Raw genomic sequence first — 13,817 nt, 5'->3', positions numbered from 1 at the left:
CTCTTGTCGGAATTTACTTAGCATACAGTGGTCATATATTTTCAAGAATAACGGAAGAATATATAGAAAATGCTACATAAATGTGAAGTTTGATCAACTTAGGGGGGACAACCTTGTTCAATCAGATAGTAAAAGCTGTACCCAATTTATTTACGATTGGAAATTTATTGTGCGGTGTTTTTTCAATTACCATGAATATGAGTGACTATTTGGAAGTAGCCTCCATTTTCATTTTCTTTTCAGCTGTTTTAGATCTCCTTGATGGAAGAATTGCGAGAAAATTAAAAGTGAACAGTGAGTTTGGTGTACAGTTGGATTCCTTAGCTGATATTGTTAGCTTCGGAGTTGCGCCTGCACTTCTATTTCATTCGATAGCAACACCATCTATTTTAACTTCTTTGGCATTTATCCTTTTCCCAACGATGGGTGCTTTAAGATTAGCTAAATTTAGTGTAAAACCAACCATTGGATATTTTAAGGGATTACCTATTCCAGCTGCTGGATTACCATTGGCCGGTATGGGATTGTTTTCATATAGCAATGCATGGATTACATTAATCCTCGCTCTCTTAATGGTAAGTCCAATTAGGTTTAAAAAACTTTAATTGGGATCCCGTCTATCGCTTTAATTTCATTTGTGGAACGGTTCGCTAACATCCATCAAGTTGAGGGTTTTGATGTTATTCATCATTTTACGAATGCAGCGATGGGACAGACTTTAAAGGGCTTACCTATTTATTGTAATTAATCATAATAGATTGTGAAATTGAATAGCCTCCAGTTTTTGAGGCTATTGTTTATATTTCTGATATGTATTTTCGCCTCTATATTGAACAAATCCATCTTTCTTCTCTAATACCTCAAACGATAAAAATGCACTTCGTTGCTATAAAAGGCAAAAATTTTTCGTTTTGTGGGTTATCTATTTTCTTAGCTTGATAACGATGTGGTGGTACCCCTTGTTTAAAAGAACTCCTACCTCCCAAAATACTTAGTTACGCCCAAATAACATAACAAAAAGATTAGGAAATCACTCCTAATCTTTTTTGTTTATTACTATTCCATTGCCCCAGCAACATCATAATCACTTAAATCTAATTCAATTGGTTGTCCTAATGCCAGTTTAGCAAGTTGAGATCCTAAGTATGGTCCCGCAGTTAAACCCGAAGCACCTAATCCGTTTGCAACGAGAATACCTTCAAATTTAGGTAGTGGTCCAATAACAGGTAAGAACCCTGGTGTAAACGGTCTAAAGCCAACTCTTGTTTCAACCATTGTACCATCTTCTAAACCAGGCGCTACTGTTAACGCTTTATGGAATACTTCATGTAAACCACCAGCTGTTACACGGTGATCGAAACCAGTATCATTCTCATGCGTTGCACCAATTACGACATGGCCATTGTCAAATGTTAAAATATATTGATCGTTCGGCGGCATAACAACTGGCATATTTTCTGTTGCTGTATTTTCCATTTGTAAATGAACAATTTGTCCTTTTTGGAACGTAACTAAGAAATTAATTCCTAATGGGTTTAAGATTTCGTTCGCCCATGCGCCTGCAGTTACCATTACCTTTTCCGCTACAATTGTTTCGTCGTTTACTTTAACTCCCGTAATATGATTCCCTTCACGGACTAATACTGCATCACCTTTTATGCAAGTTGCACCATGTTTTTTCGCAGCGCTTATTAATGCGTTGCGTAATAATCTTCCATTTACTCGTGCAGCGCCACTAATATGAACAGAACTATATTCTTCCGATAATGCTGGGAATAATTTTTTCGTTTCTTCAGCTGATAAGCGAGTGATTTCACCAATCTCCGGTGCATCTTCACGGCGTTTATACGCTCGCTCTTCCATTTGATCTAGTTTTTTCTCATCAGTATGTAAACTAATTGCACCTACACGGTTGTAACCTGTATCCGTTTCACCGTCTTCTTCTAATTGCTGAATTAACGAAGAATAGTAACGTGCACCGCCTTTAACGATTTTATACCATGCTTTATTACGACGTTGCGACAGCCACGGACAGACAATACCTGCTGCTGCATCAGTTGCTTGACCTAACTCTTGACGATCAACAATTGTTACATTTGCACCGGCCTTAGCAAGATGATAGGCAGTAGATGCCCCTAAAATTCCAGATCCAACAACAATATACGATTTCATTTCAAACACCTTTTCTCTTTTGCATAATATAAAAATATAAGAACATCCTTTAGTATAATGTAAGGATTCCTTTTTTCAATGTACTCATCCCAATTAATTGTTGCATCATTGTGACTTTCCTAATCGTTATTTTTTCTTCTGACGGAATAATTCAATTGTTTTATATCCTTGTGAAAGGATTTCAATCATTTTCTCAAGACGTTTTTCACGTGTTTTTTCTTGTTTAACAGAAAATAAATTACGCGCCCAATCTTTTTGATATCCAGGTGTTAAACTTTGATAAAACTTAAGTTCATTCGGATGATTAGCTAATAATGCTTCAACATCTTGAATTCGATCTGCATAATCAGCAACACATTGACTCGCAGCAGGCGTTTTCTTTGCTTTTTTCTTTTCACGCTTTAAACCAACAACAGTGAAAACGTCATCCATACTTACCATTCGCGCAAATTTAATATCACTATTTCCTACATATCCATCTTCTCCAACATTTAACGCTGGAAACATTTCATCACGATGAATAAAAGTACTGTAACGAGCATTACCTTTTTTCGGATACGCAAAAAATACATAACCTTTCTCAAGTAACAAATCTTCATTTTTAATAATGAAATTTGTATGCTCTACCATCTCATCAAGCGTTTCTACAAAAATAAAAATAGCATCATGTTCCTTAGAAAATGTAGTTGGTTTATCTCCAAACACTTCATAATCGTTCGGTTCGTTAATAACCACCATATTCGTATACTTATTAAGTTTCAATTTATCGATAACTGACATAATAATCTTCCTCTACATTCAATATTCATTTTATATATTTTTTATACTGTTCTAGTGTATTATATCTATTAAGAAAATCAAACTTTAAATTGAGAACGGAATCTACTTGGCTCGAAATAACAAAATAGCCGATTCCAAATAGGAGTCGGCTATTCACTTTTTCATAGTTCAATATTAAAAAGTGAATGTAATAGTTCTCTATATTGATTCCCTGTAATTTCACGCTTACTTTTTTCTCCGTAAATAATTTCAGTTAAACTAGTATTCGTTAAGGAAACATGACCAGAATCCGTCAACTTTACTGCAATCGGCCCTTTATTGAAAATAGACTTCTCATCTTCTATCACCTTTTTTTGAACCTCATTTACAATTGACTCATCAATAACATGATTATAAAAAGCATGACAGACTTTCCACTCTTCATCAACATCCATTCTTTCTAAAACATAGTTTCCTTTGCTTGTATCTTTCCGTCTCACACGGTACATGCCGTTTTTAGAAGAAACCGGTTGCCCAGAAAACGGAACTGGAACAAGAGGTACCAACGAAGCAATCCCTACATCAATTAAATATGTTTCATTATCAAAATTTATAATAATAGTAATATGTCCGTCCTCAAGTGCCCATGCATTAATATCATTTTTATAAACTGTTCCTAATGCTAGCTGAGCATTAAAACCACAGTCTTTTAAAAAATAGTAGAAAAGAGTATTTGATTCATAACAAAGCCCGCCACGCGAACTTGTTAATATTTTCTTCTGTAAGTTCTCTTTTGAAATTTCGTTTGTATTACCTGCTATAACATCTAAATTTTCAAACGGTATTGTATGCGCAAATGCAAAAAGCATTGTACTTAATTCTTCAAATTTCACTTCAGTATGTTTTTCAAAGTTCAATCTTTTAAAAAGCTGATCTTGTAAACTTGTCATATTCAGCACCCCTTAAAAATTATAAGTTAAACTAATATATGCTGATTGTAAATTTTATGAGGTACTGTATCCATGCATATTTACAGTTACTGTACCGGTACAAACTCCGAAAACATATTTGTATCAGAATACAAATATGAGGCACCATAACGGATGCCTCTTTCGAAATACACTTTATATCATTTACTTCAATGAGCTTAACTTTTCAATTGCTTGTTGTTCAGTTGCTAAATAAAAAATATCATTACCTTTATTACATTCAAAAATAAAGTCTTTTAAGCTTTTACTAGTGTACATAGAGAAATCTCCAACGATAGCAATCTTTACTCTGTAATTTATAAACTTTTGAAGAATATCACCCGCAAGACGTGTTTTTAAGTCAAAGAAACTTTCACTTATTAAAGATTTGTGGATAATAATACGCTTTGAATCTACTTCATATTGAACTGTTGCCAAAAGATCTAATGCAGATTGAACATCAGATATTACTAACGTATCGTTTCTTACGACAGCAATATTTATTCCGCCGGTTACTATTTTCTCTAATTCCATAGTCTCACTCCTCTATAATGTATAAGGCATATATTAAACATGCTTTGTAGCGCTAGATTAACACACATAAATGGGACTCAATATTTCTCTTATGCTGTTGTAAATGAATATTATTTTTACTCTTATTATACGGTCAATGAAATTAAGGGTGATCTATCACTATTGTTGAAAATGTACTTCTCCACAAAAACTTAGTAAACTATCAAAAGAAATAATCTCAGCATACGGTTTTGTGTCGGTGTTATTCTTAATCATATTAGGATTGAACCATATACCCTTTATATTTACATTTTGACAACCAGCAATATCCTTTTCTAAGTCATCTCCAACAAATAGTACATCTTCTTGTTGCACATTTAGCTTCTTTAATGCTAATTCAAATATGCGTTTGTCAGGTTTACTAAATCCCGTTTCTTCAGAAATAATGATTGTATCAAAATGACGATTCAAATTCGTGTTAATTATTTTAGCTTTTTGTCTCTGAGTTGATCCATTTGTTATAATTCCAACTTTAACATGCAACTTTATAGTATTTATAATATTAATAGTACTTTGGTTTATAGAAAAACATTTAGGAAAATTATTATTCCAAAAATCTTGAATGCTATTGCGTGGTAATCTATATTTCGATGGGAATTCATTAAAAAATGATTCCAAAACCATTACTTTATCACTGTGACCATAGCTTTTTTTATCATATTCTTTGAATTTCTGTAACATAATGTTTTTTACTGCATGTTGCTTAACATCCTCATAAAACTTCTCTAAAATAATGGAGAACAATTTATCTACTGCCATATCCCTATCAAGTAACGTATCATCTAAATCAAATAGCATTGCTTTATAACCCCTCAAATCATTTCACAACCTTTCTCACATTATATAAATACCCCCACTTTAAACTTTTGGTTTAACCGGAGAATTGTTATGTAGGTGATTAACGATTAAACAGAAACTAGATAAAAAAACTCCAAAGTTTGTGGTACGCGCTCTACGCTCTACTATTTCGGTAGCTTTTTTATTGAAATTCATTTCCTATTTCCCCTTCTGGTAAAGAAGCGAAAATATATTTTCATACAATTTAAGAAATTACATGTATTTTACATTATTATACATTAGTTTTTTGTAAATATTAATCGCTCATCTTTTTATACGATGAGTATTTTTTTAAGCATACAATTATTTATCCGTAAAAAAGTAATGTGGCTATTAATACTTATTAGTTGATAACACACAATCTTGAACGTAGAGCTAACAAGATATACGTCCTATTCATCTCCACATAAACTCCAGATAGTAAGGCTATAATGACTACCAGAGGTGATATTATGAGGAACTATCATATTCTCGTGGTAGAGGACGATCAAGAAATTCAGGAACTAATTAAACAATTTTTAATGACACAACAGTATACAGTTGTAGTTGCATCAGATGGATTAGAGGGTATGACACAATTTAATAAGCAATCATTTGATTTAATTCTTCTAGATGTAATGATGCCCAATCTTAATGGATTTGAAGTTTCCAAGATGATTCGAAGCCAGTCAAATATACCAATTATTATGCTAACTGCGTTAGAAGAAGAAGAAGATCAAATGAAAGGGTTTGATCTTGGAATCGATGATTATATAACAAAACCCTTTTCGTTTCATGTTTTGATTAGACGAGTCGAAGCTGTACTGAGAAGAAGTTATGATAACAATGTAAATAATCATTTGGTGTTTAAAGAAGTGCGTGTCGATGTTGATGCATATAAAGTATATGTAAATGACGTTGAAATTTTATTAACGACAAAAGAGTTTGAAATTCTACAACTACTATTTCAAAATGAGAGAAAAGTACTTACAAGAGAAATTATCGTAGAAAAAGTTTGGGGATACGATTATTTTGGAGAAACACGAATAATTGATACACATATTAAAAACCTACGTAAAAAATTAGCTATCCCTTACATTAAAACAATAAAGGGTATTGGTTATAAAATTGATGAATAGTATTGTAAAAATCATGAAGATGAAGCAAATTACTTATAAACTCTTTTTGACTACATCCCTCATTTTGTTATCCTTTGCAGTATTGATTTATTTAACTTTATACTTTTTTCTCCCAACGTTTTATGAGCAATACAAAACAGATCAACTTCAAACAGGGATAAAAGAAATAATTGATAAGTCTAAAGATCTTACGTTTCAAGATGCGATACCACTTTTTGATGAATACGCAAAAAAAAATAATGCGATGCTTTTGCTTCAAAATAAAGAGGGGAAAATTATTTACTCTCCTTCAATTTCTTTTATTGAAAGTGGTATGCAAACAACAGTGGTTACTAAAGCAACACGATTCGAGAATGCAGATACCCTCAGCAATTCATATAACGTTACGAAACCAATTCAATTCCAAGATGGTAGTTTAACGCTTGTAGTATTCGCAACATTTCAACCGATTGATGAAGCTTCACAGGTTTTAGTACGATTTCTTCCCTATATTAGTATCATTGTAATCGTAATTGGTGTAGGGAGTGCTTATTTCTATTCCCGGTTTATTACAAAGCCACTTATTTATATTAATGAAGGTGCACAAAAGATGGCAAATTTAGATTTCTCCGAAAAAATTGAGGTTCGCTCTACAGATGAGTTAGGAGAATTATCTAATAGTTTGAATGACATGTCTATTAACTTACAAAAAGCTATGTTTGATTTAAAAAAAGCAAATGAACAATTAAAAAATGATATTGAAAAAGAACGAGAAATAGAAACAAAACGCAGAGAGTTTTTTGCGATTGTAGCACATGAATTAAAGTCCCCTCTTACTGTAATGAAAGGATACTTAGAAGGGATGATATACAATATTGGCCCTTATCAAAATCGTGATCAATATTTAAAGAAAAATCATCAAATTATTGAAAGTATGGAACAATTAGTTCGTGAAATTTTAAGCATGTCGAAATTAGAACAACACACCTTTAAACTAAAGATAGAAGAAGTTAATCTTTCAAAGTTAATAGGTACAATCACAAAAGATCTTGAATTTTTTGCTTCTCAAAAAAGCATCCAAATAATAAAAGAAATTGATTCTGATCTTTCTGTTTATACAGATCGTGTTCTTTTTGAAAAAGCATGTAAAAATATTATCCATAATGCGGTTATGTATTCACCAAATAATGAAAAAGTCTATATAAAGTTAAGTGAGGATTCTAAACAAGGTCAAATCCAAACGCAAATTATAAATACAGGTGCCAATATTAAAGAAGAAGATATACAACAAATTTTCAAACCATTTTATCGAATTGAAAAATCAAGGAATCGAAATACTGGAGGAAGTGGTTTGGGGCTATATATTGTTAAACAAATTCTTGAAACGCTAGATATAAAGTATTCTATAAAGAATACGGAACATAGTGTACAATTTTGCATGAACATTCCATTATCTAAACAACAAACAAACAAACTCCCCTCTTAGTAGGACGAGTTTGTTTGTTTTTGTAGTAAGTATAAACTTATTAAGAATCAATAGGGTGACTTTTCGTTTTTTTAAGCTCCTTATTTTTACCATCCAACTTATGTTACTTAGATCGTGGACAAACTAAAAGCTACAATCAGATATTTGTGATATTCCATTTTTTAGTACCGGTATTTTTCGAGATACTTTTTAAGCAAAATTTGGATTAGCTTTTTTAACAATCCACATACCTAAGCCCACCATGCCAAGCCAACAGCAAATTGCTAACATAAACATCAATCGTTGTACGGATAACCCTTCAATCTGCATTTGACTCTTCCCAACAATTGTTTGGAAAAGTTGCGACCATTCGACATCGTAAAACACCCCTACTCCCACAATCACAATCAATATAAAAAATTGTAAAAATATATTCCCCATATTTCTCCATGTTGTGTAAATGAGTAAAGAAAGCTCTCTATGTGTAGCATTCACCATATATACTTTCATATTATTTTGAGAAGAAATACTATTAATGGCATAGCTCCCAAATGTAACGCTAAGGACTATAAATAGTGGAGAATAAAACCCGAATATCATGATTAAAGTACTTACTAAAAACAAATGGATTGGATTAATTTTCTTAGCAGCTTTGATATCTAAAAATAGAGACATCAAAATCCCTAATAGGTATGGGCCAACTACAATGAAAATACAGGTTAACATGTTATAGAAAGTAAAACTATAAAAAATACCTATCAAAAATAAATATCCATTTCCTAATCCAAGTAAAAATGATTCTGCCTTTAATCGAATTGGCAAAGAAGATGAAAGTTTATGAAAGAACTTTCCTTTCAACAAACTCAAAAACATGAAACAAATAAGCGCTAAAGAGAGTAGAAAAAAATAGAAAATATATTGTTCATTATTTATGTTACGACTTGTACGTATCAAAAGAATAAGCATTGAGACAAAAAGAAACTTTCCTACTACCGATACGATGGAGATAGGTAAAAAGCCTTTGGCTAACTCCGTTCTTGGCATCTTTTTTATAGCAAAAAGGATACTGATTAAACAAATCCCATATATGCATGTTATCAGCGGCGGCGATAGAAAACTAATCGCTAACAATACGCTTATTAGTAAAAGAAAAACGATACCAATAATAATCGCTTGTTGATTTTTATTATAAATCTTTCCCCCGCCTTCCACATGTAGAAACAATAAAGTACTCGTCATGGTAGAAATTGTACTAACTGCAAAACCAGAAACTAACGCACTTATTTCTAGCCATCTTGAACTCCATCCAAAGAAAGTAACACTAAGTAATGATACTATCAGAATAGAAACAGCCCAATATAAGGAGCGGTGAATCCCAGCCTTATTCACAATAGGTATCCAGATAAACACACCCGTCATATAAGTTGTATAAAACAAGATTGATGGCCAGTATCCCTCAAAGCCTTTCGAAATCTGTAATCCATAAACAATGTAAATAAGCATGGGTGTGAAAATAGTCGTTATTAGTAGACTAAATGTAGTTATACTTTGCACCACAAATCTTTTTTGTTTTGTCGTATGTATCTTATAACACCTCACTTAAAATGAAATCAGTAGTTGTTATTACCTATTCTATCCGAAACGAGGTTGTTATATATGCGCCATCCAATTGATATTCCCGTTACGAGGGAAACTCAATCTAAATCCACATAAAATTAAGTAGAGTTCAAAAAAGGAGGATTTTGTGATTCTTATAAAATTAATGGATATATTCAAAACCTTAATCATAAATGGAACAAATGTGTTACTTAGATTGTCTATTACGTATAAAAAAGGTGTTTTTGGTAGTTCTCTCATTTTGTAATGCAAGAAATACAAGAGGAGTGCTATCCTGTACATTTGTTAATTGTATCGGCATGTAAAATACCTATACAAAATCCATAAATTCTTGAAAGAGGTTGAAAATGTATGATAGTTTCAAAGAAGTTTTTTCACATTTCGCATTATAAAAAGATGTTACCTGCAGTATTACTTTCATGTGTAACGCTTATAGGTTGTTCCAATAGTAATATTCAATCCGAACCACCGAAACAAACCAAACAAGAAAATACAAGTAATCATTCTTTTGTAAAGCTGGAAAAAGAATATGATGCTAAACTTGGTATTTATGCATTGGACACAGGTACGAATCAAACTGTTACTTATCGTTCAGATGAACGGTTTGCATACGCATCTACCCACAAAGCCCTTGCTGTTGGAGCACTGTTACAAAAGAAATCAATAGAAGATTTAGATCAAAGAATTAAATATACTAGCAAAGATCTTGTGAATTACAATCCAATTACTGAAAAATATGTAGATACAGGTATGACTCTGAAAGAGCTTGCGGATGCTTCCATTCGATATAGCGATAATACTGCACAAAATCTTATTCTTAAACAATTAGGTGGGCCAAGTGAATTCAAAAAAACACTGAGAGAAATAGGAGATACTGTCACAAATCCTGAACGTTTTGAACCAGAATTAAACGAAGTGCAACCAGGAGACACTCATGATACTAGTACCCCAAAGGCATTGGCTACTAGTCTTCAAACATACGCGCTAGGTGATATACTTTCAACTGAGAAACAGAACTTTTTAATAGATTTGATGAAAAGAAATACTACGGGGGACAACTTAATTCGTGCTGGAGTTCCAGGAGAATGGGAAGTAGCCGATAAGACTGGATCTGGGTCTTATGGAACAAGGAATGATATCGCAATCATTTGGCCACCAAATAAAAAGCCAATTATTCTTGCGATACTTTCTAATCATGCTAAAGAGGATGCGAAACACGATGATAAACTTATTGCAGACGCAACCAAAATAGTGTTAGATGCTTTAAAAGTAACGAATAAATAATAATAGTCATGAATGTAAGCTGCTCCTACTTTACGGCACATATAGTTTGAAAGACATATACGTATCTATACGCTAAGAAGTATTATTGAATGTATTTAAATTATTCAATACCAAATAATAAGCATCTCTTGTTAAAAGGTTTACTATGTTTTAAATGAGCAAATACTTTAGTATATATAGCTTTTGAGTAATCAAATTTTAGTTTTTTGAAATTTAGTATGCAGCACTGGAAAACAGATTAACTCACTATAATTGTCGAATATTCTATGCTTAGTTATCTTCAGGCTGATCTATACACAATCGTTCTAGAAGGGTGATGATATTATGTATGAACAACAAAATAATAGGGATAGAGATCAAAAAATGATGTTTTTTATGCAAGGAGTTCCCACAAACAATGTTAACATGAATCAATTACCTAAATGGATTAGAATTTTCGGCTATTGTGCGTTTGGTTGGATGATAGTATTTAGTTTAATTATGATTGTAGGTTTAATTCTTCAATAACTATACAGATAATCAGTTGAACGGGCCAGTATTTAGATCATACATCTAGGTAATGTTCCGTTTTTCATATGTGATTCCTCAATGATATAGTTAACCGATCATAACAAAAAGAACCTGTAGAAAATCCTACAAGTTCTTTTTCAAATATTGTTAAAAAGGGAACAACAAACTATCTTAACATTCAAAGCAGGGAGACCATTTTGATTATGGCTTGGCTTTATTATATATCAAATAAAAACATTTGAAGAAACTGATTTTCGAAAATTATGTGAATTAAAAAGTTAGGGTGTTTATATTAGATTTCGTTTACTACCAACTTCTTCTTACTTAAATAAACTGCACGATCTGATTTTTTAGCAACTTCCTGTGAGTGCGTCACAACAATAATACATTTATTTTCTTTATGTGCAAGTTCTTGAAACAGTTCTATTATATCCATTGCCGTTTCTTCGTCGAGGTTTCCTGTTGGCTCATCCGCAATAAGTAAATCAACATTACAAGATAACGCTCGAGCAATTGCTACACGCTGTTGTTGCCCGCCACTTAGTTGCAGAACGTTACGTTTCGCTTCTACTTCTGTGAGTCCTACCTTCTCTAATAATTCTAATGCCCTTGCCTTTTTATTTTGCACTTTAACACCTGTAATTTCCATTGCTGTTAGGACGTTTTGAAGAGCAGTCATATAGGTAATCAAATTATAAGATTGGAAAATTACAGATACATTTTGATTACGGTATCGATCCAAACCAATTTTTCGAATATCTTTACCATTATACAGTACATAACCATTTTTAGGGACATCCAGTCCACAACCTAAGCTCAGAGTTGTGGTTTTACCAGATCCAGATGGTCCTAAAATCGTGTAGAAATGCCCTTTTTGAAAAGAAAAATTAACATTATCTAGTATCGCTACATTTTTCCCATTACTTTCATAATAATAGTCCACATTTTTAAATTGTAAAATCGTTTCCATATCGAGCCTCCTTATTCATCTTTTAAAAGAATTTGTTTTGGATTTAAACGTAGAATAGATAATGCTGGAAGAAGCGTTGCTAATATAGCAATAGCTAGTCCAATCCCCCCCATTTTTCCTACATCTGCTCCTGTTACACTTACATCAATTTTATCAATCGGCTCTTCTTTTTGGTCTTGTAGACTACCACCAGGTCCAGCCACCATTACACTACCATTTTGTGGGGTGTCTGTTTCTTCGCTTGCTGTAGCAATTTCACTCGAAAGTAAATTATCCCCTATGTATTGAGAAACTTTAGCTCCTGTTGTTACGGATAATCCAAATGCTAAAATAGCAATACATACTACTTCTACTACGAACTGCGCCATCAGTTTCCATTTTTTCTCTCCAATGGACAATAAAATCCCCATTTCCTTACGACGTGCTTTAATCGATAACATAATGATTAATCCTAAGATAATCGCACCTGCAATAGATACCATATAGATAATCATTTGAGAAGTAGAAGCGATATTTTCGATAGGCCTAATCATTTGTTTGTATAATGAATCATGTGCATCTAACTTAAAATAATTAAAATCAATATCAGATTTTTTTGCTTCTTTTTTAAATGCATCAATGTCTTGTGGATCGTTCAATAAGTACACAACTTGAATACTACTACGAGTACCTTCATCTGTTTCTAATTTTTTTAAAGTAGAGTGAGGCATATATAGTTTATTAGCTGGATTCATCATAGGAGGGGGATTTTGCCCCATTGGTTGCTCATTCGTTTCGTAAATACCGATAATTTCAATTTCAAGAGTTTCCTTCTTATCCCCTGATTGAACTTTAACTTTATCTCCTACTTTCAAGTTGTTTAATTCCGCTAATCGTTTTTCCATTAAAGCTACATTCTGATCTTTCATCTGTTCTGTAATTGGTTTCCCATCAATGATTTTACTTTTTCCATTCTTAAAGCTTTCTTGTAATGCAGTTTTGCGAACTCCCTCAATCATAAAAGAAGAATTCATATCTATTTCTGTACCGGAGCCTGAACCGCCTCGTACAGCCGTCATTCCCGCCTTACCTTTTCCTTCTTCTTCTCCTTCTGAAGCTCCTACTAGTTTAAGTCCGTCAGAAATTCCGAGAGTGCTAGTTATGTAATTATAGTCTTTTACATACTTTGACTTCGCTAATTGATCTGCTTCTTTTGTATTAAGCTTCGGTGGATTAGGCATCTCTCCAGTTTCCCTAGCTTGTTGACCTAATTTGTCAAAATCAAGACTTAAAGTAACATCTGCACCGAGTTTTTTTCTTGCTGCATCAGCAGCTTTTTTTGATGCATTTTGGATTGTGAATCCTGCCAACACTAAATTTGTAACAATTAGGAAAACTGCCATCAAAATTAATGATGTTCCTACTCTTTTTTTCATACTGAGAATTGCTCGTTTCATAAAGTTCATTTTTTCTTACCTCCTTGATAACTTGTATTCTATATAGGTTATCTAGAGTCTATATGGAGCTAATCGGTAGTTTATCTAGAGATATAAGGAGTTTATGTGTAGTTATTCATTGACCTGGTC

General features: G+C 32.7%; 13 protein-coding genes. 5 read left to right on the top strand and 8 right to left on the bottom strand.

Features of this window, described 5'->3' with window-relative positions; translation table 11 throughout:
• Positions 1 to 113: 113 nt before the first annotated feature.
• Positions 114 to 605, top strand: coding sequence for a CDP-diacylglycerol--serine O-phosphatidyltransferase (pssA, locus tag NSQ47_RS07435; RefSeq protein WP_002085344.1), 492 nt, complete (start codon positions 114 to 116; stop codon positions 603 to 605).
• 451 nt (positions 606 to 1,056) lie between these two features.
• Here pssA and NSQ47_RS07430 read toward each other — a convergent pair whose 3' ends face one another.
• From NSQ47_RS07430 to NSQ47_RS07410, 5 genes are all read right to left on the bottom strand, one after another.
• Positions 1,057 to 2,172, bottom strand: coding sequence for an NAD(P)/FAD-dependent oxidoreductase (locus NSQ47_RS07430; protein ID WP_341036487.1), 1,116 nt, complete (start codon positions 2,170 to 2,172; stop codon positions 1,057 to 1,059).
• Between the two features lie 126 nt (positions 2,173 to 2,298).
• A complete protein-coding gene (locus NSQ47_RS07425) occupies positions 2,299 to 2,952 on the bottom strand; it encodes a YdeI/OmpD-associated family protein (RefSeq protein WP_341036486.1) in 654 nt (217 codons plus the stop codon).
• Between the two features lie 161 nt (positions 2,953 to 3,113).
• Entirely contained in the window at positions 3,114 to 3,881 is a 768-nt protein-coding gene (locus NSQ47_RS07420; RefSeq protein WP_341036485.1) for an arylamine N-acetyltransferase family protein, read from the bottom strand.
• Between the two features lie 183 nt (positions 3,882 to 4,064).
• On the bottom strand, positions 4,065 to 4,433 hold the full coding sequence (locus NSQ47_RS07415; protein WP_002110118.1) for a DUF4180 domain-containing protein: 369 nt from the start codon (positions 4,431 to 4,433) through the stop codon (positions 4,065 to 4,067).
• Between the two features lie 159 nt (positions 4,434 to 4,592).
• Complete coding sequence (locus NSQ47_RS07410) at positions 4,593 to 5,270, bottom strand: HAD family hydrolase (RefSeq protein ID WP_341036484.1); 678 nt, start codon at positions 5,268 to 5,270, stop codon at positions 4,593 to 4,595.
• Positions 5,271 to 5,761: 491 nt separating this feature from the next.
• Here NSQ47_RS07410 and NSQ47_RS07405 point away from each other — a divergent pair, with 491 nt between their 5' ends.
• Entirely contained in the window at positions 5,762 to 6,427 is a 666-nt protein-coding gene (locus NSQ47_RS07405; protein WP_002161653.1) for a response regulator transcription factor, read from the top strand.
• Entirely contained in the window at positions 6,420 to 7,892 is a 1,473-nt protein-coding gene (locus NSQ47_RS07400) for a sensor histidine kinase (RefSeq protein WP_002161654.1), read from the top strand. Before NSQ47_RS07405 ends, NSQ47_RS07400 begins: the two co-directional genes overlap by 8 nt.
• Positions 7,893 to 8,081: 189 nt before the next feature.
• Here the strand turns inward: NSQ47_RS07400 and NSQ47_RS07395 are convergent, their stop codons facing one another.
• Complete coding sequence (locus NSQ47_RS07395; protein WP_341038217.1) at positions 8,082 to 9,374, bottom strand: hypothetical protein; 1,293 nt, start codon at positions 9,372 to 9,374, stop codon at positions 8,082 to 8,084.
• Positions 9,375 to 9,839: 465 nt separating this feature from the next.
• Here NSQ47_RS07395 and bla point away from each other — a divergent pair, with 465 nt between their 5' ends.
• Positions 9,840 to 10,772, top strand: coding sequence for a class A beta-lactamase (gene bla / locus NSQ47_RS07390; RefSeq protein WP_002161656.1), 933 nt, complete (start codon positions 9,840 to 9,842; stop codon positions 10,770 to 10,772).
• A 324-nt stretch (positions 10,773 to 11,096) separates the two neighbouring features.
• Entirely contained in the window at positions 11,097 to 11,279 is a 183-nt protein-coding gene (locus tag NSQ47_RS07385) for a hypothetical protein (RefSeq protein WP_002161657.1), read from the top strand.
• Positions 11,280 to 11,574: 295 nt separating this feature from the next.
• On the opposite strand, the gene NSQ47_RS07380 is transcribed toward NSQ47_RS07385, so the two are convergent.
• Positions 11,575 to 12,252 carry an ABC transporter ATP-binding protein gene (locus NSQ47_RS07380; protein WP_002161658.1) on the bottom strand — a complete coding sequence of 226 codons (678 nt, stop codon included), beginning with the start codon at positions 12,250 to 12,252 and terminating at the stop codon, positions 11,575 to 11,577.
• Positions 12,253 to 12,263: 11 nt separating this feature from the next.
• Positions 12,264 to 13,697 carry an ABC transporter permease gene (locus NSQ47_RS07375; protein WP_340823998.1) on the bottom strand — a complete coding sequence of 478 codons (1,434 nt, stop codon included), beginning with the start codon at positions 13,695 to 13,697 and terminating at the stop codon, positions 12,264 to 12,266.
• Between the last annotated feature and the right edge of the window lie 120 nt (positions 13,698 to 13,817).

This window comes from Bacillus sp. FSL R10-2780 (genome assembly GCF_038006125.1).
GTDB lineage: Bacteria > Bacillota > Bacilli > Bacillales > Bacillaceae_G > Bacillus_A > Bacillus_A cereus_U.
Note: the sequence above shows the minus strand (reverse complement) of the source record. Positions and strands in the feature narration are given on the sequence as shown.

Bases quoted from the DNA above. Each gene is read 5' to 3' on its own strand.
- NSQ47_RS07430 (WP_341036487.1), bottom strand. From the start codon at position 2,172: ATGAAATCGTATATTGTTGTTGGATCTGGAATTTTAGGGGCATCTACT.
- NSQ47_RS07425 (WP_341036486.1), bottom strand. From the start codon at position 2,952: ATGTCAGTTATCGATAAATTGAAACTTAATAAGTATACGAATATGGTG.
- NSQ47_RS07420 (WP_341036485.1), bottom strand. From the start codon at position 3,881: ATGACAAGTTTACAAGATCAGCTTTTTAAAAGATTGAACTTTGAAAAA.
- NSQ47_RS07415 (WP_002110118.1), bottom strand. From the start codon at position 4,433: ATGGAATTAGAGAAAATAGTAACCGGCGGAATAAATATTGCTGTCGTA.
- NSQ47_RS07410 (WP_341036484.1), bottom strand. From the start codon at position 5,270: ATGCTATTTGATTTAGATGATACGTTACTTGATAGGGATATGGCAGTA.
- NSQ47_RS07405 (WP_002161653.1), top strand. From the start codon at position 5,762: ATGAGGAACTATCATATTCTCGTGGTAGAGGACGATCAAGAAATTCAG.
- NSQ47_RS07400 (WP_002161654.1), top strand. From the start codon at position 6,420: ATGAATAGTATTGTAAAAATCATGAAGATGAAGCAAATTACTTATAAA.
- NSQ47_RS07395 (WP_341038217.1), bottom strand. From the start codon at position 9,374: ATGCTTATTTACATTGTTTATGGATTACAGATTTCGAAAGGCTTTGAG.
- bla (WP_002161656.1), top strand. From the start codon at position 9,840: ATGATAGTTTCAAAGAAGTTTTTTCACATTTCGCATTATAAAAAGATG.
- NSQ47_RS07385 (WP_002161657.1), top strand. From the start codon at position 11,097: ATGTATGAACAACAAAATAATAGGGATAGAGATCAAAAAATGATGTTT.
- NSQ47_RS07380 (WP_002161658.1), bottom strand. From the start codon at position 12,252: ATGGAAACGATTTTACAATTTAAAAATGTGGACTATTATTATGAAAGT.
- NSQ47_RS07375 (WP_340823998.1), bottom strand. From the start codon at position 13,697: ATGAACTTTATGAAACGAGCAATTCTCAGTATGAAAAAAAGAGTAGGA.